Here is a 25369-nt window from a genome sequence, read left to right on the forward strand (position 1 = left end):
GGACCCGGAGCTGCCCTGGGCCGGCGGCCGCGCGGGATGCTGCATCCCGGGCCGGCCCGACCATCGGGCGCCGGGTTGGGGCATCTCGGGGTGTCGCGACCGGCGGACGCGCCGATCTGCCGCAGTCCGTCGCCGGGCGGCACGGGTCGGTGGCGCCCGTCAGGACTCGGTGGCGATGCCGTCGGCGACCGCGCGGGCGACGGTGAGCAGCTTGGCCCGGACCACCCGGGCGGAGGTCATCATCTCGCTGGCCGGCAGCGCGCAGGCCAGCACCACCCGGCGCTCGATGTCCTTGTCCGGGGTGACCAGCACCGCGGCGCAGGCCACGCCCTGCCGGAACTGCCCCAGCTCCAACTGCATGCCGCGCCGGTCACCGGCGGCCAGGTCGGCCTCGAACGCCTCCGGGGTGGTCAGGGTGGCGCTGGTGAACGGTCGCATGCCGTACTCGCGCAGGTAACGGAAGCGCTGCTCGGCGGTGAGGGTGGCCAGCAGGCTCTTGCCGAGGGCGGTGGCATGCGCCCCCTCGTCGAAGCCCGGCACCAGGTCCTCCAGGTAGGGCGAGCGGGGCCCCTCGGCCACCGCCGTGACCGCCACCTGACCCCCGACGAAGCGCCCCAGGTAGTGGCTCCAGCCGGTGTCCACCGCCGCCCGCCGGAGCGACTCGCCGACCGCCGGCGGCCCCCGGAACGCGGTGACCAGCTCCCGGTACCGGTCGGCCACCTCCAGCCCGACGATGTACGTGCCGTCCTCCCGCCGGATCACGTACCCCTCGTACGCCAGGGTGCGCACCAGGTGGTACGTGGTGGCCACGGTCAGCTCGCAGCGGCGGGCGATCTGCTTGACCGTGAGGCCCCTCGGCGCACGGCCGACCGACTCGAGCACTCGAAGCGCGCGGGACACACTGCGGATCAGGTCTGAGGGTTCCGCCAAGGGGTCGCGCACAACCACCTCCGCCGCCGGGGACTTACACCATATGAAAAACAGGCCGAGTGCGAAATGCCTGTTCGGATCGAGGATGCCAGATCACCGGGCGCAGGCCGGGTACGACAGACGGCGATCAGCTGCCGAAACGCGGCGGCGTAGGTTTGCCTGACGATGACCGACACCGCGTTGCACCCCTCGCCCCCCGCGGCCCGGCGCACCGTCCGGGCCAGCGCGGGCGCCATCGCCACCACGATCGCCTGCGTCCTGCCCGTCTTTCTGCTCGGCGGGCTCGCCGTGCAGATGGGCCGGGACCTGCACTTCTCCCCCGCCGGCCTGGGCCTGGCCGTCTCGGTCTACTTCGGGATCAGCGCGCTGGCCTCGGTGCCCTCCGGGGCGCTCGTCGAGCGCTACGGCGGCGCCGTGGTGGCCCGCGCCGGCATCCTGCTCTCCGCCGGCTCACTGTTGGCCGTGGCGACGCTGGCCCGGTCGTACCCGGTGCTGGTCGCGCTGCTCGGGCTCAGCGCCGCCGCGAACGCGCTCGGCCAGCTCGCCAGCAACGCCGCCCTGGCCCGGCACGTGCCCGGACACCGGCAGGGGCTCTCCTTCGGGGTGAAGCAGGCCGCCATCCCGGTCTCCACCCTGCTGGCCGGCGCGGCGGTCCCCACCATCGCGCTGACCGTCGGCTGGCGCTGGGCCTTCGTCGCCGCCGCCGGGGCGGCGCTGGCCGCGCTGCCGGCCGTACCGGCTCAGGAGGGCGATCCGGCGCGGCAGCCGGCCGCCGGACGGGCCGGGCAGGCGACGGGGGCACTGGTGGTGGTCGGCCTCGCCGCCACCCTCGCGGCCGCCGCCGCGAACGCGCTCGGCACCTTCCTGGTGGACTCCGCCGCCGGCCGGGGGCTCTCCCCGGGCCTGGCCGGCCTCACCCTGACCCTGGGCAGCGCGGTGTGCGTGGTGGCCCGGGTCGGTGCCGGCTGGCTCGCCGACCGCCGGGAGAGCGGACACGTGGCGCTGATCGCCGGCATGCTCGTGGTCGGCGCGCTCGGGCTGGTCCTGCTCGCGCTGGCCGGCCCGGGGGCACTGGTGGCCGGCGTGGTGCTCGGCTTCGGTCTCGGCTGGGCCTGGCCCGGGCTGCTGAACTTCGCGGTGGTCAAGCTCCACCCGCAGGCCCCGGCCGCGGCCACCTCGATCACCCAGACCGGGGTGTACGCGGGCGGCTGCCTCGGCCCGCTGGCCCTCGGCGCCACCGCCCACACCCTCGGCTACCCCACCATGTGGTCGGCCGCCGCCGCCGCGATGCTCCTGGCCGCCGTGCTGATGCTGGCCGGCGCCCGCCTCCTCGCCCGCCCCTCCCCGGCCTGACCCGCACCCGGCGGCCGACCGTGAGGTTGGCGGCGGTCGATGAGGCCGACCTCGCCGCGAACGTCGTGATCGAGCGGCGGGGGCACGGCGCGCGAGGTTCGGCGGGTCGTCAGCTGGTGCGGTCGGCGATGTAGTCGCAGAGCGACTCGAGGGCGCGGCGGGCCGGGCCGTCGGGCAGCGGGGCAAGCTGCGCCCTGGCCTCCTCGGCGTAGCTGCGGACGGTCTCCCGGGCGCGCTTGAGCGCCGGGGACTCCCGGAGCAGGCCGAGCGCCTCGGCGTGCAACGCGTCGTCGACCAGTGGGCCGGTGGCCAGGACCTCCCGCAGCCGCACGCTCGCGGCGTCCGAGTCGTCGGCGGCCAGCGCGTAGAGCACCGGCAGGGTCGGGACGCCCTCGCGCAGGTCGGTGCCGGGAGTCTTGCCGGACTGCACCGACTCGCTGGCGATGTCGAGCAGGTCGTCGGAGAGCTGGAAGGCTACCCCGATGGTCTCGCCGTACCCGGCCAGGGCCTCGACGTGCGCTGCGGGCGCGCCACTGAACAGGCCGCCGAAGCGGGCCGAGGTGGCGATCAGCGAGCCGGTCTTCTCGGCGATGACATGCAGGTAGTGCGCGACCGGGTCGGTGCCACGCGGGCCGACCGTCTCGGCGATCTGCCCGTGCACCAGCCGGGCGAAGGTACGCGCCTGGAGGCGTACCGCCTCCGGGCCCAGCTCCGCCGAGACGTCCGCGGCCCGGGCGAAGAGGTAGTCGCCGACCAGGATGGCCACCGAGTTGGTCCAGCGGGAGTTGGCGCTCGGCGCGCCCCGGCGCACCGCCGCCTCGTCCATCACGTCGTCGTGGTAGAGCGTGGCCAGGTGAGTGAGCTCCACCACCACGGCGGCCGGAACGACCCGCGGGTCGGTCGAATCGCCGAACTGCGCGCCCAGCGCGACGAGGAGCGGACGGAACCGCTTGCCGCCGGCCTCGACCAGGTGCCGGGACGCCTCGGTGACGAGCGGGTCGGCGCTGGCGACGCTCGCCCGAAGTTCGGTCTCGACCCGCTCGATGATGCCCAGCACGGAGGCCTCGACGCGCGGATCGGCGAGGTGCAGGCCGAGCGCGCCGAACTGACCCGTGCCCTCCGGGCCCGGACGACCGCCGGGGCCGGTGGCACCTGAACGCTCGCCAGCCGGAATCACGCCTTCAACCATGCCACACCCGTTCGACCTGCCCGATGAGGGGGATACGGACGGGGGCCGGTACGCCATGGCGTACCGGCCCCCGGTCGGGCGACCTCCGTCATCGGACGAATTCGGCGGCACCGTTGGCCAGGTCCAGCAGGGGCGCCGGGGCGACACCGAGCACCAGCGTGGCCAGCACGCCGATGACCAGGGCCGCCGAAGTGAGCGCCCCCGGCACGGTGACCGTCGGGGTGGCGTCGCCGGGCTCGGAGAGCCACATCATCACCACGACCCGCAGGTAGGGGAAGGCCAGCACCATGCTGGTCAGCACACCGGCGATCACCAGCCAGGCCTGGTTCGCCTCCAGCGCGGGGGCGAAGATCGCGAACTTGCTGGTGAACCCGCTGGTCAGCGGGATACCGGCGAAGGCCAGCAGGATGAAGGTGAAGATCGCGGCGAAGAACGGCGAGCGGCGTCCCAACCCGGCCCAGCGGGACAGGTGGGTGGCCTCCCCGTCGGCGTCCCGGACCAGGGTCACCACGGCGAACGCGGCGATCACCGAGAAGCCGTACGCGACCAGGTAGAACATCGTCCCGGAGAGCCCGTCCTTGCTCGGGGCCAGCACGCCCACCAGCAGGTAGCCGGCGTTCGCGATGGACGAGTAGGCCAGCAGCCGCTTGATGTCCGTCTGGGTCACCGCCAGCACCGCGCCGACCAGCATGGTCAGCACCGCCACCGTGCCGAGGACCGGGGTGAAGTCCCAGGCGGCCCCGGAGAAGGCGACGTGGAAGACCCGCAGCAGCGCGCCGAACGCGGCGACCTTGGTGCAGGCGGCCATGAAGCCGGTCACCGGGGTCGGCGCGCCCTGGTAGACGTCCGGCGTCCACACGTGGAACGGCGCGGCGGCGGCCTTGAACAGCAGGCCGATGGCGAGCAGCGCCATGCCGGCGTACAGCAGCGTCGGGCTGGCCGACGAGTCGGCGACCGCGGCGTGCACGGTGGCGAAGTCGACGCCGGCCGGCCGGCCCGGGATCCCCGAGGTGAAGCCGTACACCAGCGCCACGCCGAACAGGAAGAACGCCGAGGCGTACGCGCCGAGCAGGAAGTACTTCATTGCCGCCTCCTGGCTCAGCAGCCGCCGGCGGCGGGCCAGCGCGCAGAGCAGGTAGAGCGGCAGCGAGAAGACCTCGAGCGCGATGAACATGGTCAGCAGGTCGTTCGCCGCCACGAAGATCAGCATGCCGCCGATCGCGAACGTGGCCAGCGGGTAGACCTCGGTCGTGCCGCCCACCTCGGCGGCCTGGCGCCGGTCCTCGGGCGACTCGGCGGTGACCGCGGCGTGCGCCACGAACGCCCCGCCCCGCTCCACCGTGCGCTCGCCGATGAGCAGCAGCGCCATGGTGGCCAGGATCAGGATGGCGCCCTGCAGGAAGAGCGTGGGCCCGTCCACCGCGATGGCCTGGCCCGCGGTGAGCAGCCGGTCGTCGGCGTTGAGGATCACCATGGTCAGCGCCGCGAGCACCGCCAGCAGGGCGAGCGCGAGCTGCACCCCGTTGCGCAGCCGGCGCGGCACGAACGCCTCGACCAGGACGCCGACCAGGGCGGCGCCCAACATGATCAGGATGGGAGCGAGCGCCGCATAGTCGAGCGACGGCAGCTTCAGTTCACTCACTTCGCGGCCTCCTGGACGGTGCCGACCGCCGGCGCGGGGTCGGTCCGACCCACGTCCTGCATGGTCGCCTTGACGGCGGGGTTGATGACATCGGTGACCGGCTTCGGATAGAAGCCGAGCAGCACGATGAGCGCGATCAGCGGGGCGACCACGATCTTCTCGCGCAGGGTCAGGTCACGACGCATGCCGTCGACCTCGGTCAGGCCCGGGTTCAGGGTGCCCTGGGTCGTGCGCTGCACCATCCACAGCACGTACGCCGCGGCCAGGATGATGCCGAGCGTGGCGATCACCGCGACCGGCTTGTTGGTGGTGAACGTGCCGATCAGCACCAGGAACTCGGAGACGAACGGCGCGGTGCCGGGCAGTGCCAGCGAGGCCAGACCGGCGAAGAAGAGCACCCCGGCCAGCATCGGGACCAGCTTGCCCGCGCCGCCGAAGTCGCTGATCAGCGCCGAGCCGCGGCGCGCGATCAGCATGCCCACCACCAGGAAGAGCAGGCCGGTGGCCAGCCCGTGGTTGAGCATGTAGAGCACCGCGCCGGTGCCGGCCTGGGTGGTGAAGGCGAAGATGCCGACCCCGATGAAGCCGAAGTGCGCGATCGAGGTGTACGACACCAGCCGCTTGAGGTCGTTCTGCCCGACCGCCAGCAGCGCTGCGTAGATGATGCCGATCACGCCGAGCGCCAACGCCCACGGGGCGAACCACTTCGACGCCTCGGGGAAGAGCGGCAGGCAGTACCGCAGGATCCCGAAGGTGCCGACCTTGTCCAGCACGCCGACCAGCAGCGCCGCCGCGCCGGCCGGGGCCGCGCCACCGGCGTCCGGCAGCCAGGTGTGGAACGGGAAGAACGGCGCCTTGATCGCGAACGCGAGGAAGAAGCCGAGGAAGAGCCAGCGGGCGGTGTTCACGTCGATGTCGGCCTGGCTCAGCGCCTGCCAGTCGAAGGTCTTCCCGCCGACCACCCAGAGGCCGATCACCGCGGCGAGCATGAACAGACCGCCGACGAGCGAGTAGAGGAAGAACTTGACCGCCGCGTACTGCCGCTGGTGACCGCCGTAGCTGCCGATGAGGAAGTACATCGGCACCAGCATGACCTCGAAGAACACGTAGAAGAGGAAGACGTCGGCGGCGGCGAAGACGCCGATCATCGTGCACTCGAGGACGAGCAGCAGCGCGAAGTAGACCGGCACGGAGCGCTTGGACGACTCGGCGTCGTGCCAGGAGGCCAGGATCACCAGCGGCACCAGGATCGCGATCAGCATCAGCATGACCAGCGCGATGCCGTCCACCTCGAAGGTGAAGTTCACGCCCCAGTTCGGGATCCACGCGTACGACTCGCGGAACTGGAACCGGTCTCCGTCGGCCTGGAAGGCGATCCACATGACCACCGAGATCACCAGCACCAGCAGCGACCAGCCGAACGCCACCAGTTTGGCCAGGTCCGGCCGGCGGCGTGGCAACAGGGCCACGACCAGTGCGCCGACCAGCGGTGCCAGGGTCAGCACCGAGAGGAACGGGAAGTTGGACATTATTCGGCCTTACCTCCGTCGTGACTGCGTGGCCCGCCGGCGGGGGCGGCCGCGTTCAGGTCGATCACGCCAGCCACCCCGCCTGCACCGCCAGGAACGCCGCCAGCACGAGCAGCGCGCCGGTGAGGATCGAGGTCGCGTACGACCGCACGAAACCGGTCTGCAGCCGCCGGAGCCGGCCCGAACCCCCGCCCACGGCGGCGGCGAGGCCGTTGACCAGCCCGTCGACGCCCCGGTTGTCGAGGAAGACCAGCGCCCGGGTGAGGAAGATGCCCGGCTTCTCGAAGACCGCCTCGTTGAAGGCGTCCGTGTAGAGGTTCCGGCGGGCGGCGGTGACCACCACGCCGGCCGGCTGCGGCTCGGTGGCCGTGCCGTTGCGGAACAGGGACCAGGCCAGCCCGGCGCCGAGCACGGTGACCAGCAGCGAGAGCACGGTGATCAGCCAGTGCGCGAGGACCGGGTCGTGCTCCGCGTGCTCCCCGCCGAGTCCGGCGGTGGCGGTCAGCCAGTCCGGCACCGAGCTCTTCATCAGGAAGCCGGCCGCGATCGAGCCGATCGCCAGCAGGATCAGCGGGACGGTCATCAGCTTCGGCGACTCGTGCGGGTGTTCGATGTCCTCGGTCCAGCGGGCCGGGCCGTGGAAGGTGAGCACGAAGAGCCGGGTCATGTAGAAGGCGGTGAGCCCGGCGCCGAGCAGCGCGGCGCCGCCGAAGAGCCAGGAGGTCCAGTCCCCCCGCTCGAACGCGGTCGCGATGATCGGTTCCTTGGAGAAGTAGCCGGAGAGCGGCGGGATGCCGATGATGGCCAGCCAGCCCATCATGAAGGTCAGCCAGGTGACCTTCATGTACTTCGACAGGTTGCCGAAGCGGCGGATGTCCACCTGGTCGTTCATCCCGTGCATGACCGAGCCGGCACCGAGGAACATGTTGGCCTTGAAGAAGCCGTGCGCCAGCAGGTGCACGATGGCCAGCGCGTACGCCCCGCCGCCGAGGCCGACGCCGAGGAACATGTAGCCGATCTGGCTCACCGTGGACCAGGCCAGCACCCGCTTGATGTCGTCCTTCGCCGCGCCGATGATGCAGCCCATCAGCAGGGTGATCGCGCCGACGCTGACCACCACCAGCTGCAGCGTGGTGTTGGCCGAGAAGATCGGGTTCGAGCGGGCGATCAGGTAGACGCCCGCGGTGACCATGGTGGCCGCGTGGATGAGCGCGGAGACCGGGGTCGGACCCTCCATCGCGTCCGGCAGCCACGCCTGGAGCGGGAACTGGCCGGACTTGCCGGTCGCGCCGAGCAGCAGCAGCAGGCCCAGCACCAGCACGGTGGTCTTGCCCAGCTCGCCGACGTTGCTGAACACCTGGTCGTACTGGGTGGTGCCGAGCTGGGCGAACATGACGAAGATGCCGATGGCCAGGCCGGCGTCACCGACCCGGTTCATCAGGAACGCCTTCTTGCCGGCGGTGGCGGCGCTCGGCCGGCCGTACCAGAAGGAGATCAGCAGGTACGACGCCAGACCGACGCCCTCCCAGCCGAAGTAGAGCATCACGTAGTTGTTGCCGAGCACCAGCAGCAGCATCGCGGCGACGAACAGGTTGAAGTACCCGAAGAACCGCCGCCGGCCCTCGTCGTGCGCCATGTACTCGACCGCGTAGAGGTGGATCAGGAAGCCCACCCCGGTGATCAGCAGGACGAAGACCGCCGCCAGCGGGTCGAAGAGCAGACCGAAGTCCACCTTCAGGTCGCCGGCCGTGATGAACTGCCAGAGGCTCAGCTGGACCTGCTTGTTCTCCAGGCCGCGGAGCTGGAAGAAGTAGGTCAGGCCGAGCAGGAAGGCGGCGCCGATGGCGCCCACGCCCAGCCAGTGGCCCCAGCGGTCGGCCCGCCGGCCGAGCAGCAGCAGGATCGCCGCGCTGACCAGCGGGATGGCCACCAGCAGCCAGACGCTGCCGAGCAGGCCGCTCGCCGTCGCGAAGGCGACGGTCCCGGTCGGTTCAGCTTCCGCGAACGTCAGAATCTGTTCCACCGCAGGCCCCTCAGTACTTCAGCAGGTTGGCGTCGTCGACGCTGGCCGAGCGCCGGGTCCGGAAGATCGACATGATGATCGCGAGCCCGACCACGACCTCGGCCGCCGCCACCACCATCACGAAGAACGCCATGATCTGGCCGTTCAGGTCGCCGTTGATCCGGCTGAAGGTGACCAGCGTCAGGTTCGCCGCGTTGAGCATCAGCTCGACGCACATGAACAGGACGATCGCGTTACGCCGGACCAGCACCCCGACCGCGCCGATGGTGAAGAGCACCGCGGCGAGGACCAGGTAGTAGCTCGGCTCGACCGAGAAGAAGGTGCTCATTTCTTTTCCGTCCCCTTCAGGGAGCTTTCCTCGGCGGTCAGCTCCCGTGCCGGCAGGATCTCCGGGATGCTCCGCTCGGTCAGCCGGCCGTCGGGCAGGCGGGCGGGCGTGGCCACCGAGGTCGAGGTGGCGAAGACGCCCGGGCCGGGCTTCGGGCCGGGGTAGTTGCCGGGGCGGAACCGGGCCTTCATGGTGGCGACCTGGTCCATCCGGTCCTCCTTGCGCCGCTCGACGTGCGCCAGCACCATCGCGCCGACGGCCGCCGTGATCAGCAGGGCGGAGGTCAGCTCGAAGGCGAAGACGTACTTGGTGAAGAGCAGCCGGGCGATGCCCTGCACGTTGCCCTCGCCGTTGGCCGCGTCCAGACCGACGGCCCGGACGCCGTCGAGCGCCCGGTAGAGACCCGTGCCGACCAGGCCGGCGAAGCCGAGGGCCAGCACGATCGCCGCCGTACGCTGCCCGCGCAGCGTCTCGATCAGCGAGTCGGAGGCGTCCCGGCCGACCAGCATCAGCACGAACAGGAAGAGCATCATGATCGCGCCGGTGTAGACGATGATCTGCACCATGCCGATGAACGGCCCCGCCTGCAGGACGTAGAACACGCCCAGGCAGAGCATGGTCAGCACCAGCCAGAGCGCCGAGTGCACCGCGTTGCGCGCCCACACCATGCCGATCGCGCCGATCAGGGCCAGCGGGGCGAGGATCCAGAAGGTCACCGCCTCGCCGCCGCCGACCGAGGCCGCCTCGGCGAGCACCGTCTGCGTGGTCATGCCGTGTCTCCCTTGCCTGCCGACGCCCGCTGGGCCGCCTGCTCGGCACCCGGGAACGTCACGCCGGGGTGCTCGTCCAGCCGGTACCGGCCGGGCCCCATCGGCGAACGCTCGGCGCCGGCCGAGGTGCCCGGGTTGGTCAGGCCGCCGACGTAGTAGTCCTTTTCGCTCTCACCCAGCCGCATCGGGTGCGGCGGCTGCTCCATCCCGGGCAGCAGCGGCGCGAGCAGCTGCTCCTTGGTGAAGATCAGGTCCTGCCGGTTGTCGCGGGCCAGCTCATACTCGTTGCTCATGGTGAGTGAGCGGGTCGGGCAGGCCTCGATGCAGAGCCCGCAGAAGATGCAGCGGGCGTAGTTGATCTGGTAGACGCTGGCGTACCGCTCGCCCGGGGAGAACCGCTGCTCCTCGGTGTTGTCGCCACCCTCCACGTAGATCGCGTCGGCCGGACAGGCCCAGGCGCACAGCTCGCAGCCGATGCACTTCTCCAGCCCGTCCGGGTGCCGGTTGAGGATGTGCCGCCCGTGGTAGCGCGGCGCCGAGACCGGCGGCTTGAACGGGTAGTCGGTGGTGACGACCTTCCTGAACATGTGCGAGAAGGTGACCCCGAAGCCCTTGAACGTTCCGGTGATCGCGCCCACGTCACACCTCCCTGGAGTCCGGGCCGGCAACGACGTTGGCCGGCTCCCGCTCGGCGACCACGCGCTTGGTGCGCGGGCTCGGTGGTACCTGCAGGTCCATCGGGGGCAGCGGGAAGCTGCCGTGCGGTCGGCTGTTGACCTGCTCCTGGAGCGGCGGCTTCGGCTCCTTCTTCCGGCTCGGCCAGAAGAGGGTGATCAGCAGCAGCACGCCCGCGCCGATGCCGGTGGCCAGCAGCCGGTCCTTGGTCTGCCAGTCCTCGATCGAGCGCAGCCCGGCCAGGACCAGGATCCAGACCAGGTTGATCGGGAGCAGGACCTTCCAGCCGAAGCGCATGAACTGGTCGTACCGGAGCCGGGGCAGGGTGCCCCGCAGCCAGACGAAGACGAAGACGAGGATCAGCACCTTGCCGAAGAACCAGAGCATCGGCCACCAACCGGAGTTGGCGCCGGCCCAGAAGGTGGTGATCGGGGCCGGGGCCCGCCAGCCGCCCAGGAAGAGCGTGGTGGTGACCGCGGACATGGTCACCATCGAGACGTACTCGGAGAGCATGAAGAGCGCGAACTTCAGCGAGCTGTACTCGGTCATGAAGCCCGCGACCAGCTCCGACTCCGCCTCGGGCAGGTCGAACGGCGCCCGGTTGGTCTCGCCGACCGTGGCGATGAAGAAGATGATGAAGCTCGGCAGCAGCAGGATCGCGTACCAGCCGGGCGCGGTGACGTCCCAGCCGAAGAGGTTCAGCCGCGAGCCGTGCGCCTGGGCGGCGACGATCCCGCTGGTGGACATCGTGCCGGCGGTCATGAACACCGCCACGATGCTCAGCCCCATGGCGACCTCGTACGAGATCATCTGGGCGCTGGACCGGAGACCACCCAGCAGCGGGTAGGTCGAGCCGGAGGCCCAGCCGCCGAGCACGATGCCGTAGATGCCCATCGAGGAGCAGGCCAGCAGCACCAGCACCGCCACCGACACGTCGGTGACCTGGAGCGGGGTCCAGTGGCCGAAGATGCTGACCTTCGGCCCGAAGGGCACCACCGACAGCGCGGTGACCGCGCAGATCACCGAGATGGTCGGCGCGAAGAAGTAGACGACCTTGTCGGCGGCCCGCGGGAGGATGTCCTCCTTGAAGGCCATCTTCAGGCCGTCGGCGAGGGTCTGCAGCAGGCCGAAGGGGCCGACCTGGTTGGGGCCGGGCCGCACCTGCATGTAGCCGACGACCCGGCGCTCGAACCAGACGCCGAGCAGCGTGGCCAGCAGACCGAAGACGAAGGCAAAGAGGATCTTGACGAGGACCAGCCACCACGGGTCCTTGCCGAAGTCGGCCAGCGTCGGATCCTGCGCGGCCGCGAGGACCGGGCTCATCGAACACCCCCAGCGTTGAGGAGCGGACCCGGGCGACCGGCCGTGTCCGCGGCCACCGCGGCGGCGGAGACCTTGACCACGTCCCCGGACGTAGCGCCGAGGCTGCGCCGGACGGTCGAGCCGGGTGAGTTGGTCGGCAGCCAGACGACGCCGTCCGGCATCTCGGTGATCGCCACCGGCAGGGTGACCGCGCCGCGGTCGGTGCCCACGGTCACCGGGTCGCCGTCGGCCACGCCGATCGCCTCGGCGGTGCCCTTGCCCAGCCGGACCACCGGCGGGCGGGCGGTGCCCGCCAGGTACTCGTCGCCGTCGGTGAGGCTGCCCAGGTCGATCAGCTGGTGCCAGGTGGCCAGCACGGCCTCACCGGGCCCGGGCTGCCGCACGGCCTCCGGGTCGACCACCGGCACGCCCGGGCGGTCCACCCGGGTCGGCGGCAGCGCGCCCAGCTCCCGGCGGACGCGCATCACGTCGCCGGTGTCGAGCCGGACGTCGAGCTGCGCGGCGAGCGCGTCGAGCACCCGGCCGTCGTTCATCGCGTCGGTCTCCAGCACCGCCTCGAAGGTGCGCAGCCGGCCCTCCCAGTCCAGGAAACTGCCGGCCTTCTCGGCCACCGGGGCGACCGGGAAGACCACGTCCGCCCGGCGGGCCACCGCGCTCATCCGCAGCTCCAGGCTGACCAGGAACGGCACCGCGTCGAGGGCCTGCTCGGCCAGGCGCGGGTCGGCCAGGTCGGCCGGATCCACCCCGGCGACCACGAGGGCGCCGAGCTGACCGTTGGCCGCCGCGGTGAGGATGCCGTCGGTGTCCCGGCCGGCCTGGCTCGGGATCACCCCGGCCGCGATGTCCCACGCCTCGCCCAGCTCGGCGCGGGCCGCCGGCTCGGTGACCACGCGGCCACCGGCGAGCAGGTTGGGCAGGCAGCCGGCGTCGACGGCGCCGCGGTCGCCCGCGCGCCGCGGCACCCAGGCCAGCTTGGCGCCGGTACGCCGGGCGACGTCGGCCGCGGCGGAGAGCCCACCCGGCACCGCGCCCAGCCGCTCGCCGACGACGAGAATCGCCCCCGGCTGGCTCAGCGCCTCGGCCACCGTGGCGTGCTCGGCCAGCACGCTGGCCTCCTCGCCGGGCACCACCCGGGCCAGCTTGGCCCCGAGCTTCTCCAGGCCGCGGGTCGCGAACGGCGCGATCGCGTACACCGTGAGCTTCTTCTTCTGGTACGCCTTGCGCAGCCGCAGGAAGAGGATCGGGCACTCCTCCTCCGGCTCCAGGCCGACCAGCACCACCGCGGGCGCGTTCTCCACGTCCGCGTAGGTCACCTCGGTGACCCCGGCGACGCTGCTGGCCAGGAAGTCGGCCTCCTCGCGGGAGACCGGGCGGGCCCGGAAGTCGATGTCGTTGGTGTGCAGCGCGACCCGGGCGAACTTGGCGTACGCGTAGGCGTCCTCGACGGTCAACCGGCCGCCGGTGAGCACCGCCGAGCCCTGGCCGTCGTCCCGGGCGGCGCGCAACCCCTCGGCGGCCCGGGTCAGCGCCTCGCTCCAGGACGCCTCGCGCAGCTCACCGGTCCGCTCGTCGCGCACCATCGGGGTGGTGATCCGGTCGGCGGCGCGGGTGTACTGGAAGCCCCAGCGGCCCTTGTCGCAGTTCCACTCCTCGTTCACCGCCGGGTCGTCGCCGGCCAGCCGGCGCAGCACCTTGCCGCGCCGCCAGTCGGTGCGCTGGGCGCAGCCCGCCGAGCAGTGCTCGCAGACGCTCGGGGTGGAGACCAGGTCGAACGGGCGGGCCCGGAACCGGTACTGCGCGCCGGTCAGCGCGCCCACCGGGCAGATCTGCACGGTGTTCCCGGAGAAGTACGAGTTGAACGGGACGTCGCCCGCCTCATCCCCGGACTCCGCGCCGTACGCGTCGTCCCGGTAGATGTTGATCTCCTCGGCGGACGACCGGTTCATCAGGTCGATGAACTTGTCGCCGGCGATCTCCTCGGAGAACCGGGTGCAGCGCTGGCAGAGCACGCAGCGCTCGCGGTCGAGCAGCACCTGGGTGCTGATCGGCAGCGGCTTCGGGTACTCCCGCTTGTGCTCGTGGAACCGGGAGTCCGTCCGGCCGGTGGACATCGCCTGGTTCTGCAGCGGGCACTCGCCGCCCTTGTCGCACATCGGGCAGTCGAGCGGGTGGTTCATCAGCAGCAGCTCCATGACCCCCTCCTGCGCCTTCTTGGCGACCGGGGAGGTGAGCTGGGTGCGGACCACCATGCCGTCGGCGACGGTCTGGGTGCAGGAGGCGACCGGCTTGCGCTGGCCCTCGACCTCCACCAGGCACTGGCGGCAGGCGCCGGCCGGGGCCAGCAGCGGGTGGTCGCAGAACCGCGGGATCTCGGTGCCCATCTGCTCGGCGACCCGGATCAGCAGCGCCCCCTTCGGGGCGGTGACCTGGACGCCGTCGATGGTGAGGGTGACGGTCTCGGTCTGCTTGGCTACGTCCGTCATCAGTGGGCTCCAACCAGTTGCTTGTCGGAGAGCTTGGGCGCGGTACGTCCCTCGATGTAGTCGAGGTAGTCCTGCTTGAAGTACTTCAGCGACGAGGTCACCGAGCTGGTCGCACCGTCACCCAGGCCGCAGAACGAGCGGCCGAGAATGTTGTCGCAGGTGTCGAGCAGGGTGTCCAGGTCCTCATGGGTGCCCTGGCCGGCGAGGATCCGCCGGTAGACCCGGACCATCCAGTAGTTGCCCTCGCGGCACGGGGTGCACTTGCCGCACGACTCGTGGTGGTAGAACTCCAGCCACCGGTAGGTCGCGTACACCGGGCAGTCCTGGTCGGAGAAGATCTGCGTGGCCGTGGTGCCCAGGATCGAGCCGGCCGCCGCCACCCCCTCGAAGTCCAGCGGCACGTCCAGGTGCTCGGCGGTGAGCAGCGGGGTCGACGACCCGCCCGGGGTCCAGAACTTCAGGTTGTGCCCGGGCTGCATGCCGCCGGCCAGCTCGATCAGCTCGCGCAGCGTGATCCCCATCGAGCACTCGTACTGGCCCGGGTTGGCGATCCGGCCGGAGAGCGAGTAGATCATCGGGCCGGAGGACTTCTCCGTCCCCATGGTCTTCCACCAGTCGGCGCCGCCCAGCACGATGTACGGCACGCTGGCGATGGTGCCGACGTTGTTGACCACGGTCGGGCTGGCGTACAGGCCGTGGGTCGCCGGGAACGGCGGGCGGAGCCGGGGCTGGCCCCGGAAGCCCTCCAGCGAGTCCAGCAGCGCGGTCTCCTCGCCGCAGATGTACGCCCCGGCGCCCGAGTGCACCACCAGTTCCAGGTCGAAGCCGGAGCCGAGGATGTTCTTCCCGAGGTAGCCCTTGGCGTACGCCTCCTGGACCGCGTTGCGCAGCCGGCGGGCGGCGTGCACCGCCTCGCCCCGGATGTAGATGTAGGCGCGGTTGGCCCGGATCGCGTACGAGGCGATGGCCACGCCCTCGACCAGCGAGTGCGGGTCGTGGGTCATCAGCGGCAGGTCCTTGCAGGTGCCCGGCTCGCCCTCATCGGCGTTCACCACGAGGTAGTGCGGCTTGCCGTCGCCCTGCGGGATGAATCCCCACTTGAGGCCGGTCGGGAAGCCCGCGCCGCCGCGGCCGCGCAGCCCCGAGTCCTTGATCAGCTGGATCAGGTCGTCCGGGTGGGCCTTGAGCGCCTTGCGCAGGGCGGCGTAGCCGTCCAGCTTCTCGTAGGTGCCGATTCCCCAGGCGTCCGGCGACAGCCAGCGCTTGGTCAGCACCGGCGTCAGCTTGGCCAACGTCTCCCGTCGAGGCGTCGTCACTTCTGAGCCTCCTTGAGGTTGCGCTGCTGCGCCGCGGCGTCGTCGCCGGCGGGCTTGCCGTCACCGGCCGGCGGGTTCGCCGCCGCGCCGGCGGCCTCCGCCTCCTGCGCGTCGCGGGGCACCGGCGGCGCGCCGTCGGCCGGGACCTTGGTGCCGGGGGCGTCCGGCACCGCGGTGCCCGCGTCCGGCTGCCGGGTCTCCGCGGTACGCAGCTGCGGCGACTTGGCGTCCGGTGCCTTCACGTCCGGCGCGGTGCTGCCGGTGGCCGCCGCCGGTCCGGCCGGCTCGGCCGCGCCCGCGTTGCCGGCCGTGGACGGCGCGGCCTTGGCGGGCTCGGCCGCCGGGGCCGGCTTCGCCGCCTCGGCCTTGGCCTTCGCCTCGGCTGCGGCCTTGTCGGCTTCGGCCTTGCTCCGGATCGGGGTGTTCGGGTCGAAGCCCGGCACGGAGATGCCGTGCTGCTCGGCCAGGTGCAGGCCGCGCAGGCTCGGCTCGCCCGGCCCGCCGTCGGCCACCGCGCCCTCGCGCTCGTCGGCGAAACCGGCGAGCTGGACGGCCATCTCCTTCAGCGTGCAGAGCCGGGCGCCCCGGGTCGGCATCGGCCGACCGCCGGCGCGCAGCTCCTCGACCACGCCCAGCGCGGTCTGCGCGTCGACGTTGTCGAAGAAGTCGTAGTTGACCGTCATCACCGGACCGTAGTCGCACGCCGCCAGGCACTCGGCGTGCTCCAGGGTGATCTTCCCGTCCTCGGTGGTCTCGTCGTGCCCGACGCCCAGGTGCTCGGCGAGGGTGTCGTAGACCTCCTGGCCGCCCAGCACGTTGCACATCGTGTTGGTGCAGACGCTGACCAGGTAGTCACCGGTGGGCTTGCGCTTGTACATGGTGTAGAAGGTGGCCACCGCGCCGACCTGGGCCTTGTTCAGCCCGAGCACCTCGGCGCAGAACTCGACGCCGGCGGGGGACACGTACCCCTCCTCGGACTGGACCAGGTGCAGCAGCGGCAGCAGCGCCGAGCGCGACCGGTCCGCGGGGTAGCGGGAGATGATCTCCCGCGCCCGGGCCCGGGTCTCTTCAGTGAAAGTCGTCATCGGTCACAACCACCCATCACGGGGTCCAGCGAGGCGCCACCGGCGATCACGTCGGCGATCAGGCCACCCTCGGCCATCGCCGGGAGCGCCTGGAGGTTGACGAAGCTCGGCTCCCGGTAGTGCACCCGGTACGGCCGGGTGCCGCCGTCGGAGACCGCGTGCACGCCCAGCTCGCCGCGGGGGGACTCGACCGCCGCGTACACCTGGCCCGGCGGGACCCGGAAACCCTCGGTGACGAGCTTGAAGTGGTGGATCAGCGACTCCATCGACTGACCCATGATCTTGGCGACGTGCTCCAGCGAGTTGCCCATGCCGTCGACGCCGATCGCCAGCTGCGCCGGCCAGGCGATCTTCTTGTCGGACACCATCACCGGACCCGGCTTGGCCAGCCGGTCCAGCGCCTGCTCGACCAGCTTCAGCGACTCACGGATCTCGGCGAGCCGGACCTGGTAGCGGCCCCAGACGTCGCCGTCCGGGTGGGTCGGGACGTCGAACTCGTACGTCTCGTAGCCGCAGTACGGCATGGTCTTGCGCAGGTCCCAGGCGAGGCCGGCGGAGCGGAGCACCGGACCGGTGATGCCGAGCGCGAGGCAGCCGGTCACGTCGAGCACGGCCACGTTCTTGGTGCGCTCGACCCAGATCGGCTGGCCGGAGAGGAGGTCCTCGTACTCCTTGAGCTTCTTCGGCATCATCTTCAGGAAGTTCCGGATCTTGACGATCGCCTCGTCCGGAACGTCCTGCGCCACCCCGCCCGGCCGCACGTACGCGTGGTTCATGCGCAGGCCGGTGATGGTCTCGAAGATGTCGAGGATGTACTCCCGCTCGCGGAAGCCGTACAGCATGATCGAGATCGCGCCCAGCTCCATGCCGGTGGTGGCCAGCCAGACCAGGTGCGACGAGATCCGGTTGAGCTCCATCATCAGCACCCGGATGGTGGTGGCCCGCTCGGTGATGTCGTCGGTGATGCCGAGCAGCTTCTCCACCGCCAGCGCGTACGCCGTCTCGTTGAACAGCGGGGAGAGGTAGTCCATCCGGGTCACGAAGGTCGAGCCCTGAACCCAGTTGCGGTATTCCAGGTTCTTCTCGATCCCGGTGTGCAGGTAGCCGACGACCGAGCGGGCCTCGCGGACCGTCTCGCCCTCCAGCTCCAGGATCAGCCGGAGCACGCCGTGCGTGGACGGGTGCTGCGGACCCATGTTGACGACGATCCGCTCGTCGTTGATCGGGTCGGTGCCGGAGACGACCTGGTCCCAGTCCCCACCGGTGACGGTGAAGACCTTGCCCTCGGTGGTCTCGCGCTCGGTCGCGTAGTTGGACGTGGTCACTGGTAGGACCTCCTCCGGTCCGGCGGCGGGATCTCGGCGCCCTTGTACTCGACCGGGACGCCGCCCAGCGGGTAGTCCTTGCGCTGCGGGTGCCCCTCCCAGTCGTCCGGCATGAGGATCCGGGTCAGGTTGGGGTGGCCGTCGAAGACGATGCCGAACATGTCGTAGGTCTCCCGCTCCTGCCAGTCGGCGGTCGGGTAGACGCCGGTGACGCTCGGCAGGTGCGGGTCCTCCACGGAGACCGCGGCCTCCAGCCGGACCCGCCGCCGGTAGGTCATCGAGGTGAGCTGGTACACCACGTGCAGCCGGCGGGCGTCCGCGCCCAGGTAGTCCACGCCGGACACCGAGGAGCAGAGCTCGAAGCGGAGCGCCAGGTCGTCACGCATCACCTGGCAGACCTCGGCGATCCGCTCCGGGCGGACGTGCAGGGTCAGCTCACCCCGGTCGACCACGACCTTCTCGATCGCGTCGCCGAAGTCGGGGTACGCCTCCTCCAGCGCGTCCCGGACCTCGTCGAAGTAGCCGCCGTACGGCCGGGGGCTCTCCTCGACCGGCTTGCGCGGGCGGACCAGCCCACCGAAGCCGGAGACGTCGCCGGTGCCGTGGATGCCGAACATGCCGCGCCCGGCGGGACTGGCCGGCGGGTACTCGGCCGGGGCGCCGCTGGTGGCGCCGGCCGGGTTCACCGGTACCGGTACGCCTCCGTTGCTGTTGCTGTCGTTGCTCACTTCGGCCCCCCGTGTGCGTGGAGGTGGTTCTGCGCGTTCATCCAGTTCTCGATCCGCAACTGCTCCTCGCGCCCCTCGCGGACCGCCCGGGTCCACTCGGCGCGCCGGGCCTTGTCGTTGCGGTACGACGACGGCATCGAGCCGTACGGCACCACGGGCACGTCACCGCGCTCCTTGCGGGCCTCCAGCATCTTGCGGCCGTTCGGGCCCAGCGGCTCGTACATGATCTTCTCGCGGAGCTTGAGGATCGCGTCGATGAGCATCTCGGGGCGGGGCGGGCAGCCCGGGAGGTACATGTCGACCGGGACGACGTGGTCGACGCCCTGCACGATGGCGTAGTTGTTGAACATGCCGCCGCTGCTGGCGCAGACCCCCATGGAGAGCACCCAGCGGGGTTCGGCCATCTGGTCGTAGATCTGGCGCAGGACCGGGGCCATCTTCTGGCTGACCCGCCCGGCCACGATCATCAGGTCCGCCTGCCGCGGCGAGGCCCGGAAGACCTCCATGCCCCAACGGCCCATGTCGTAGTGCGGGCCACCGGCCGCCATCATCTCGATGGCACAACAGGCCAGGCCGAAGGTGGCGCCCCAGACGGACGACTTCCGCGACCAGTTGACCAGCTTCTCGACGGTGGTGAGCAGGACGCCGGAGGGAAGCTTCTCCTCGATGCCCATCTGCCGTACCTCCCTCAGTCCCAGTCCAGGCCGCCGCGCCGCCAGACGTAGGCGTAGGCGACGAAGACCGCGACGATGAACAGGACCATCTCCACGAAGCCGAAGATCGGCAGGGCGTCGAAGGAAACCGCCCAGGGGTAGAGGAAGATGATCTCGATGTCGAAGACGATGAAGAGCATCGCCGTCAGGTAGAACTTGACCGGGAACCGGCCGCCGCCGATCGGCTGCGGGCTCGGCTCGATGCCGCACTCGTACGCCTCGAGCTTGGCCTTGTTGAAGCGCCGGGGGCCGGCGAATCGGGCCGCTGCCACGGAGAACAGCGCGAACCCCGCGGCGAGGGCGAACAGCCCGATGATCGGTGCGTAAGGAGAGAGCATCATCGTTGTCTCCTGCTCGTCCTTCCCTGACCTCGGTGGTTAGCGAAAATCACACTATTCACGTCCCTCGTGACCTCGGCCGGCGGGGTCGATCTCTGTCGGGTCCCGGGGGCACCGTCGCCCCCGGAGCCGCTGGTCCAGGGCTCTCCACGCGCTACACGGCGGGAGCCACCTTCGTCATCGTGTTGATGATCCGGTCCATCGCGTCCCCGCCCCGGGGGTCGGTCAGGTTGGCCAGCAGCTTGAGCACGAAACGCATCAGCATCGGGTGGGGCATGCCGTGCTTGGTGGCGAGCCGCATGACCTCGGGCCGGCCGATCAGCTTCACGAAGATCCCGCCGAGCCGGTAGTAGCCACCGAAGCGCGCCTTGAGCTCCTGCGGGTACGCCATCAGCGCCCGTTCCCGCTCAACGCCGGCCGGCCGCGCGAGGGCCTGCACCGCCACCTCGGCGGCCAGCTCACCGGATTCCATCGCGTACGCGATGCCCTCGCCGTTGAACGGGTTGACCATGCCGCCGGAGTCGCCGACCAGCAGCACGCCGCGGGTGTAGTGCGGGACCCGGTTGAAGCCCATCGGCAGCGCGGCGCCGAGGGTCGGCCCCTCCGCGTTGGCCTCGTCGGTCATCCCCCAGTCCTCCGGGGTGTTGGCCAGCCAGTCGGTGAGCAGCCGCCGGTAGTTGGTCTTGCCGAAGGCGGACGAGGAGTTGAGGATGCCCAGGCCGACGTTGACCCGCCCGTCGCCCAGGCCGAAGATCCAGCCGTAGCCGGGGAGCAGGTTGCCGTTTTCCTTGCCACGCAGCTCCAGCCACGACTCCAGGTAGTCGTCGTCGTGCTTGGCGGGCGAGCGGTAGTAGCGGCGTACCGCCACACCGATCGGCCGGTCCTCCCGCTTGGCCAGTCCGAGGGCGAGCGGGAAGCGGCCGGAGACGCCGTCCGCCGCGACCACCAGCGGGGCGTGGAAGGTGGCCGGCTCCTTGTCCGGGCCGACCTCGGCCTGCACGCCGATCACCCGGTCGTCGGCGTCCAGCACCGGACCGATCACGTTCACGCTGGTCCGCAGCTTCGCCCCGGCCGCGACGGCGCGCTGGGCGAGCAGGTCGTCGAAGTCGAGCCGGGTCCGGACCAGTCCGTAGTTGGGGAAGCTGGCCAGGTCCGGCCAGTCCAGCTCCAGGCGCACCCCGCCGCCGATCACCCGGAGTCCCTTGTTGTGCAGCCAGCCGGCCTCGGGCGAGGTGTCCACGCCCATCCGGATGAGCTGCCGCACGGCCCTCGGGGTCAGCCCGTCACCGCAGACCTTTTCCCGGGGAAACTCGGTCTTCTCGAGCAGCAGCACGCGCACGCCGTGCTGAGCCAGGTGGTACGCGGTTGCCGATCCTCCGGGACCGGCGCCCACGACGATCACGTCGGCGTCGTTCTCCACCGCGGTCATCTGCGCCTCCTCCCGCATGCTCGTGAAATGCTTCACAAGCCGATCGGGTTGGAGTCTATGACCGGGGTCATACGTATAGGCGGTGAGGGGTACCTAACTTCCCGGAAACGTGCCGGTCGGAGTCCATTTAGGCGTCATGGGCGGGCGGCATTCGCAGGTCCCAGGCCAGCATCAACCCGGATCGTCTCGGGCAGGTGCTCCCGCAGCGCGCCCCCGGCGGCCCGGTCGAGCGCGGCCAGCACCTCGGCCACCACCTGACGGACGTCGGCGGGATCCGCGCCGGCCAGCTCCTTCAGCTGGGCGATGAGTTCGGCGGCGTCGTCGTCCGTGGCCGCATGGTCTGGTCCCGTCATGGAGGCGAGCTTACGGGGCAAAGTAGACCAAAAACGGATATTCACGAAATAGGCGGGATTACCGGTGTTCCTGCCCCGGACCGATGGTCAGGCGCGGATCGCCCGGTGCAGCGCGACCACCCCGCCGGTGAGGTTCCGCCACGCCACCCGGCCCCAGCCGGCCGCGCCGATCCGGTCGGCGAGCGCCGCCTGGTCCGGCCAGGCCCGGATCGACTCCGCGAGGTAGACGTACGCGTCGGGGTTGCTGGAGACCGCGCGGGCCACCGCCGGCAGCGATCCCATCAGGTACGACAGGTAGACCGTGCGAAAGGCCGGGTTCACCGGCGTGCTGAACTCGCAGACCACCAGCCGGCCGCCCGACCTCGTCACCCGGGCCAGCTCGCGCAGCGCCGCGTCGGTGTCGTTGACGTTGCGCAGCGCGAAGGAGATGGTCACCGCGTCGAAGCTCGCGTCCGCGAAGGGCAGCCGCAGGGCGTCCCCGGCCAGCAACGGCACCTGCGGGCGGGTGTGCTTCCCGGCCCGCAGCATGCCCAGCGACAGGTCGGCACCGACCGCGTACGCGCCGGAGTGGGCCAGTTCCTCGGTCGAGACGCCGGTGCCCGCGCCCACGTCCAGCACCCGCTCGCCCGGGCGCAGGTCCAGCGCCTGCCGGGTGGCCCGCCGCCAGGACCGGTCCTGCCCGAAGGAGAGCACGGTGTTGGTCAGGTCGTAGCGGGCCGCCACGCCGTCGAACATCGCGGCGACCTCGTGCGGCTGCTTGTCCAGGCTGGCGCGCTGGCCCTGCGGGGTACGGCTCACTCCTCCACTCTGCCAGCCGGCCCGCGACGGACGCCCCCCGGGTACGCGCAAGGGCGGGGTGGCCTCCCACCCCGCCCTTGCGCCGGCCGACCGGTCAGTCCTCGGACTTCTCGTCGCCCGGGGCCACCACGACCACCTTGCGCCGCCGCGCCAGGATCATCAGCACCGCACCGGCCAGCAGGACTGCGCCACCGATGCCGCCGATCAGCCCGGCCTGCACACCGGTCACCGGTAGGCCACCCCCGGTACCGCCACCCGGGGCGGGAGTCGCGCCGGGCTGCCCGCTCGGGCTCGGCGCCGCGGTCTGGGTGGGGTTCGGCGAACCGCTCGGGCTCGGGCCCGGCTCGGCCGACAGGTCGACGAACGCCTCGAAGACGGTGTGGTTGTCCAACTCGTCAACCTCGGTGAACGCCTTGCGCTGCGCCGAGCTGGCCACCTGCGGCGTCTCCTCCGGCTCGCCATTCTCCTCGTCCAGCCCGTACGCGAAGAGGTCACCCTCGTGCAGCACCGGCTCGGTGACGTCCGCGTTCACCCGGACCTTGACGTCGGCGGTGTAGTACTCGCCGGGCCGCACGACCACGCCCGAGTCCTCGCAGAGCAACTGGGCCTTGCCGAGGATCTCCTGCTGGACACAGCCCTCCGGCGTCTGCACGAAGCTCACCCCGGCCGGCAGGGTCAGCCCGTAGAAGACACCGGTGGCGCGGCGACTGCCGTCGTTGTAGATCGCCCAGTCGACCGGCACGGTGACTCCCCGCCGGACCGGCTTGAGGTCGGGCTCGTCCTGGCGTGCCCCGTCGACCACGACGTTGTCCTGGATGTCCTGCGCCCAGGCGGTGAGGTCGTAGCCGGGCGCGGCCACCTGGACCGGCACGTCGACGATCTCGTCGGTGGGGTTCGACTCAGGCGATGAGGTGGCCACGCCGACGGTGAGCACCCCGCCGTTGCCCTTGCCACCCGTGCTGAACAGCGGGATGCCGAAGTCCTCGCTGGTACCCGCGGGCAGATCGCCCAGGCGGCACTCGTACATCGGCGCGCTGTCGACGGGCGTACAACCCGCCGGAACCACGTAGCCGATGCGCTTCGGCTTGAGCCGGTCGACCTTGACGCGGACGCTGACGTCCTTCGCCGTGGCCGTACCGACGTTGGTGACGGTGAACTTGAACGGCTTGGCCTGGGCCGCGTCGACACCCCTGGCCAGGCTGGTGCTGATCGGGACGAGGACGAGATCGGGCAGGTCGGCGGCGGCCTGAGCAGGGGTGCCGACTGCAGTCAGCCCTGCCGTGAGCAGGATTGCGGAACCTGCACGCGCCAGGGTGCGATGAAGGAAGGTCATGGATCCCCCGGGGTAAGGGACGAGCGAAAAACGTTGCGGAACGAACGGACGGTACCGGAGCGACGTCACGCCACGCCAGAGACACATCGGTGAATGTGCTCCCGTCTTGCCTGGACGGTGGACGCGGCGAGGACGAAGCTCAGTCGGTCGACCGCTCGTCGCCCGGGTTCACCAGGACCACCCGACGACGCCGCGCCGTCAGGAAGAGCACGGTGCCCGCGGCCAGCACGAGCGCACCGATCCCGCCGATCAGACCGGCCTGCGGCCCGGTCACCGGCAGACCGCCGTCCTGGTCACCACCACCGCCACCGCCGCCGCCCGCAGTGGTCGGCGTGACGACGAACGCGAAGTCGTCGGAGTTGTCACTCTGATCGATCTCCCTCGCCGTGGGGGCCAACGCGCCGGTCGACGTGAGGAGGAAGGACGGCAGGATGGTGGACGGGCGGGCGAGGTTGCTGTCGGTGGCGGGCAACTCGCCGCGCGCCGACACCGTCACCGTGCCGCCGGGAATGGTCACCGGCTTGTCCGACCGCATGTCCAGCACCACCGGGAAGGCACCCGTGACCCCGTTGCCCGGGGCCAGCTGGAGGAGTCCCGCCCGGCAGTCCGCCGACCGCCGGTCCGCACTGTACTCACACTCCTTGAGCTGGATGCCGTCGTCGAAGACCACGCCCTTCGGCAGGGTGATCGTCAGGTCGAGACCCTCGGCGATGCGGTCGCCCTGGTTCACGATGTACGCGAAGACCACCGTCTTGTCGCCCGGGTTCAGCGGCCCGGTCTTCGGGTTGTCGTCCAGCACGTCGTCGAAGGCGATCTCCCGCTTGACATCCGGGGCCACCACGCTCAGGTCGACGCCGTTCTCCGTGGTCAGCTCCACCGGGTAGTCGTCCGCGTTGTCCGCCGGATTCGCGTCGGTCAGCGGCTCGTTGTTGTTCCACGGGCTGACCGAGACGCGCAACGTGGCGCGGTACGGCTCGGTCAGCTTGTCGGTGGTCTTGAGGACCACGAGCGGCACCTCGACCGTCTCACCCGGGCCGGGGATCTGGTCTCCGCGCAGCGGGCAGTCCCACCGGTCGTTCTTCTCGTCGCCGTCGACGTCGCAGCCCTCGAGCGCCGGGTCGACCCGCACCTTGCTGTAGTCGAAGTCCCGCGCGCTGACGTTGACCGCGATGAGGTCCGGTGTGACGGTGCCATGGTTGCTGATCTTCACCCAGGCGACCTTGCCCGTGGCATCCGCGGCCACCCGGGTGCCGACGACGTCCACCGCGACGTCGACGACGGCGTCCTCGGCGTGGGCGGGCGCCGCCGCGACGGCGAGACCGGCGGAGGCCAGCAGCAGCGCGGCGCCGAGCCGGGCCAGTGGTCGAACGCGCGAAGCCATGAGCACTCCCCGTGAGATATGGCTGACAGGCCGCAACGGACACTAGCGGCCAACGCCGTGACGCGGTGCCCCGGAAACCGCTCCCCGGGCGATACCCGCTGAACGTCCACCCCGGACCTCCCCCGGACGGACCGGGACGCCCGGGGCTCGGTCGACCTCGAGATCCCGGCCGTCGGCCGGTGCACCACGGGCCGGCGCGGCGGGACACAGCAGGGGCGGGATGGTGGACCATCCCGCCCCTGCTGCCGTGCGTTATATGAACGGCCCTCACAGGCCGATGGAGGACGAACCTCAGTCGGTGCACCGTTCGTCACCCGGGGCCAGA

At 71.1% G+C, this 25369-nt stretch carries 22 protein-coding genes; 1 reads left to right on the plus strand and 21 read right to left on the minus strand.

The features are described from left to right. Positions 1 to 159: 159 nt before the first annotated feature. Positions 160 to 942 carry an IclR family transcriptional regulator gene (locus ACL02O_RS08195; RefSeq protein ID WP_412817368.1) on the minus strand — a complete coding sequence of 261 codons (783 nt, stop codon included), beginning with the start codon at positions 940 to 942 and terminating at the stop codon, positions 160 to 162. A gap of 153 nt (positions 943 to 1095) precedes the next feature. Here ACL02O_RS08195 and ACL02O_RS08200 point away from each other — a divergent pair, with 153 nt between their 5' ends. Then, complete coding sequence (locus tag ACL02O_RS08200; RefSeq protein ID WP_412817369.1) at positions 1096 to 2283, plus strand: MFS transporter; 1188 nt, start codon at positions 1096 to 1098, stop codon at positions 2281 to 2283. Between the two features lie 109 nt (positions 2284 to 2392). Here the strand turns inward: ACL02O_RS08200 and ACL02O_RS08205 are convergent, their stop codons facing one another. From ACL02O_RS08205 to ACL02O_RS08300, 20 genes are all read right to left on the minus strand, one after another. Further along, positions 2393 to 3472: a polyprenyl synthetase family protein gene (locus ACL02O_RS08205; protein ID WP_412817370.1), complete on the minus strand. Its 1080-nt coding sequence runs from the start codon at positions 3470 to 3472 to the stop codon at positions 2393 to 2395. Between the two features lie 88 nt (positions 3473 to 3560). Further along, on the minus strand, positions 3561 to 5114 hold the full coding sequence (gene nuoN / locus ACL02O_RS08210; RefSeq protein WP_412817371.1) for an NADH-quinone oxidoreductase subunit NuoN: 1554 nt from the start codon (positions 5112 to 5114) through the stop codon (positions 3561 to 3563). Continuing rightward, complete coding sequence (locus ACL02O_RS08215; protein WP_412817372.1) at positions 5111 to 6643, minus strand: NADH-quinone oxidoreductase subunit M; 1533 nt, start codon at positions 6641 to 6643, stop codon at positions 5111 to 5113. Before ACL02O_RS08215 ends, nuoN begins: the two co-directional genes overlap by 4 nt. A 64-nt stretch (positions 6644 to 6707) precedes the next feature. Further along, the gene (nuoL, locus tag ACL02O_RS08220) at positions 6708 to 8666 is read right to left on the minus strand and encodes an NADH-quinone oxidoreductase subunit L (protein ID WP_412817373.1); all 1959 of its coding nucleotides are present in this window, start codon (positions 8664 to 8666) and stop codon (positions 6708 to 6710) included. Between the two features lie 10 nt (positions 8667 to 8676). Then, positions 8677 to 8994 carry an NADH-quinone oxidoreductase subunit NuoK gene (gene nuoK, locus ACL02O_RS08225; protein WP_412817374.1) on the minus strand — a complete coding sequence of 106 codons (318 nt, stop codon included), beginning with the start codon at positions 8992 to 8994 and terminating at the stop codon, positions 8677 to 8679. Beyond that, positions 8991 to 9764 carry an NADH-quinone oxidoreductase subunit J gene (locus ACL02O_RS08230; protein WP_412817375.1) on the minus strand — a complete coding sequence of 258 codons (774 nt, stop codon included), beginning with the start codon at positions 9762 to 9764 and terminating at the stop codon, positions 8991 to 8993. The genes nuoK and ACL02O_RS08230 overlap by 4 nt, the downstream gene beginning before the upstream one ends. Further along, complete coding sequence (gene nuoI, locus ACL02O_RS08235) at positions 9761 to 10402, minus strand: NADH-quinone oxidoreductase subunit NuoI (protein WP_412817376.1); 642 nt, start codon at positions 10400 to 10402, stop codon at positions 9761 to 9763. Before nuoI ends, ACL02O_RS08230 begins: the two co-directional genes overlap by 4 nt. A 1-nt stretch (position 10403) precedes the next feature. Beyond that, a complete protein-coding gene (nuoH, locus tag ACL02O_RS08240; RefSeq protein WP_412817377.1) occupies positions 10404 to 11762 on the minus strand; it encodes an NADH-quinone oxidoreductase subunit NuoH in 1359 nt (452 codons plus the stop codon). Next, a complete protein-coding gene (locus ACL02O_RS08245; RefSeq protein WP_412817378.1) occupies positions 11759 to 14245 on the minus strand; it encodes an NADH-quinone oxidoreductase subunit G in 2487 nt (828 codons plus the stop codon). Before ACL02O_RS08245 ends, nuoH begins: the two co-directional genes overlap by 4 nt. Next, positions 14245 to 15561 (minus strand): NADH-quinone oxidoreductase subunit NuoF, encoded by a 1317-nt coding sequence (nuoF, locus tag ACL02O_RS08250; RefSeq protein ID WP_412817379.1) that lies wholly within the window; start codon positions 15559 to 15561, stop codon positions 14245 to 14247. Before nuoF ends, ACL02O_RS08245 begins: the two co-directional genes overlap by 1 nt. Continuing rightward, positions 15558 to 16646, minus strand: a complete 1089-nt coding sequence (gene nuoE, locus ACL02O_RS08255) for an NADH-quinone oxidoreductase subunit NuoE (RefSeq protein ID WP_412817380.1) — start codon at positions 16644 to 16646, stop codon at positions 15558 to 15560. Before nuoE ends, nuoF begins: the two co-directional genes overlap by 4 nt. After that, positions 16643 to 17971, minus strand: coding sequence for an NADH-quinone oxidoreductase subunit D (locus tag ACL02O_RS08260; protein WP_412817381.1), 1329 nt, complete (start codon positions 17969 to 17971; stop codon positions 16643 to 16645). Before ACL02O_RS08260 ends, nuoE begins: the two co-directional genes overlap by 4 nt. Then, positions 17968 to 18699, minus strand: a complete 732-nt coding sequence (locus tag ACL02O_RS08265; RefSeq protein ID WP_412817382.1) for an NADH-quinone oxidoreductase subunit C — start codon at positions 18697 to 18699, stop codon at positions 17968 to 17970. The genes ACL02O_RS08260 and ACL02O_RS08265 overlap by 4 nt, the downstream gene beginning before the upstream one ends. Next, positions 18696 to 19373 (minus strand): NuoB/complex I 20 kDa subunit family protein, encoded by a 678-nt coding sequence (locus ACL02O_RS08270; RefSeq protein ID WP_412817383.1) that lies wholly within the window; start codon positions 19371 to 19373, stop codon positions 18696 to 18698. Before ACL02O_RS08270 ends, ACL02O_RS08265 begins: the two co-directional genes overlap by 4 nt. A 14-nt stretch (positions 19374 to 19387) precedes the next feature. Beyond that, positions 19388 to 19753 (minus strand): NADH-quinone oxidoreductase subunit A, encoded by a 366-nt coding sequence (locus ACL02O_RS08275; protein ID WP_412817384.1) that lies wholly within the window; start codon positions 19751 to 19753, stop codon positions 19388 to 19390. Positions 19754 to 19904: 151 nt separating this feature from the next. Then, entirely contained in the window at positions 19905 to 21179 is a 1275-nt protein-coding gene (locus ACL02O_RS08280; RefSeq protein ID WP_412817385.1) for a geranylgeranyl reductase family protein, read from the minus strand. 134 nt (positions 21180 to 21313) lie between these two features. After that, complete coding sequence (locus ACL02O_RS08285) at positions 21314 to 21532, minus strand: hypothetical protein (protein WP_412817386.1); 219 nt, start codon at positions 21530 to 21532, stop codon at positions 21314 to 21316. 87 nt (positions 21533 to 21619) lie between these two features. Beyond that, positions 21620 to 22330: a demethylmenaquinone methyltransferase gene (locus tag ACL02O_RS08290; RefSeq protein ID WP_412817387.1), complete on the minus strand. Its 711-nt coding sequence runs from the start codon at positions 22328 to 22330 to the stop codon at positions 21620 to 21622. A gap of 94 nt (positions 22331 to 22424) precedes the next feature. After that, positions 22425 to 23663, minus strand: coding sequence for a COG1361 family protein (locus tag ACL02O_RS08295; protein WP_412817388.1), 1239 nt, complete (start codon positions 23661 to 23663; stop codon positions 22425 to 22427). A gap of 139 nt (positions 23664 to 23802) precedes the next feature. After that, the gene (locus tag ACL02O_RS08300; RefSeq protein ID WP_412817389.1) at positions 23803 to 25044 is read right to left on the minus strand and encodes a hypothetical protein; all 1242 of its coding nucleotides are present in this window, start codon (positions 25042 to 25044) and stop codon (positions 23803 to 23805) included. Between the last annotated feature and the right edge of the window lie 325 nt (positions 25045 to 25369).

This window comes from Micromonospora mangrovicola (assembly GCF_047200535.1).
Lineage (GTDB): Bacteria > Actinomycetota > Actinomycetes > Mycobacteriales > Micromonosporaceae > Micromonospora.

Bases quoted from the DNA above. Each gene is read 5' to 3' on its own strand.
- ACL02O_RS08200 (WP_412817369.1), top strand. From the start codon at position 1,096: ATGACCGACACCGCGTTGCACCCCTCGCCCCCCGCGGCCCGGCGCACC.
- ACL02O_RS08205 (WP_412817370.1), bottom strand. From the start codon at position 3,472: ATGGTTGAAGGCGTGATTCCGGCTGGCGAGCGTTCAGGTGCCACCGGC.
- ACL02O_RS08215 (WP_412817372.1), bottom strand. From the start codon at position 6,643: ATGTCCAACTTCCCGTTCCTCTCGGTGCTGACCCTGGCACCGCTGGTC.
- nuoK (WP_412817374.1), bottom strand. From the start codon at position 8,994: ATGAGCACCTTCTTCTCGGTCGAGCCGAGCTACTACCTGGTCCTCGCC.
- ACL02O_RS08230 (WP_412817375.1), bottom strand. From the start codon at position 9,764: ATGACCACGCAGACGGTGCTCGCCGAGGCGGCCTCGGTCGGCGGCGGC.
- nuoH (WP_412817377.1), bottom strand. From the start codon at position 11,762: ATGAGCCCGGTCCTCGCGGCCGCGCAGGATCCGACGCTGGCCGACTTC.
- ACL02O_RS08245 (WP_412817378.1), bottom strand. From the start codon at position 14,245: ATGACGGACGTAGCCAAGCAGACCGAGACCGTCACCCTCACCATCGAC.
- nuoE (WP_412817380.1), bottom strand. From the start codon at position 16,646: ATGACGACTTTCACTGAAGAGACCCGGGCCCGGGCGCGGGAGATCATC.
- ACL02O_RS08270 (WP_412817383.1), bottom strand. From the start codon at position 19,373: ATGGGCATCGAGGAGAAGCTTCCCTCCGGCGTCCTGCTCACCACCGTC.
- ACL02O_RS08275 (WP_412817384.1), bottom strand. From the start codon at position 19,753: ATGATGCTCTCTCCTTACGCACCGATCATCGGGCTGTTCGCCCTCGCC.
- ACL02O_RS08280 (WP_412817385.1), bottom strand. From the start codon at position 21,179: ATGACCGCGGTGGAGAACGACGCCGACGTGATCGTCGTGGGCGCCGGT.
- ACL02O_RS08285 (WP_412817386.1), bottom strand. From the start codon at position 21,532: ATGACGGGACCAGACCATGCGGCCACGGACGACGACGCCGCCGAACTC.
- ACL02O_RS08295 (WP_412817388.1), bottom strand. From the start codon at position 23,663: ATGACCTTCCTTCATCGCACCCTGGCGCGTGCAGGTTCCGCAATCCTG.
- ACL02O_RS08300 (WP_412817389.1), bottom strand. From the start codon at position 25,044: ATGGCTTCGCGCGTTCGACCACTGGCCCGGCTCGGCGCCGCGCTGCTG.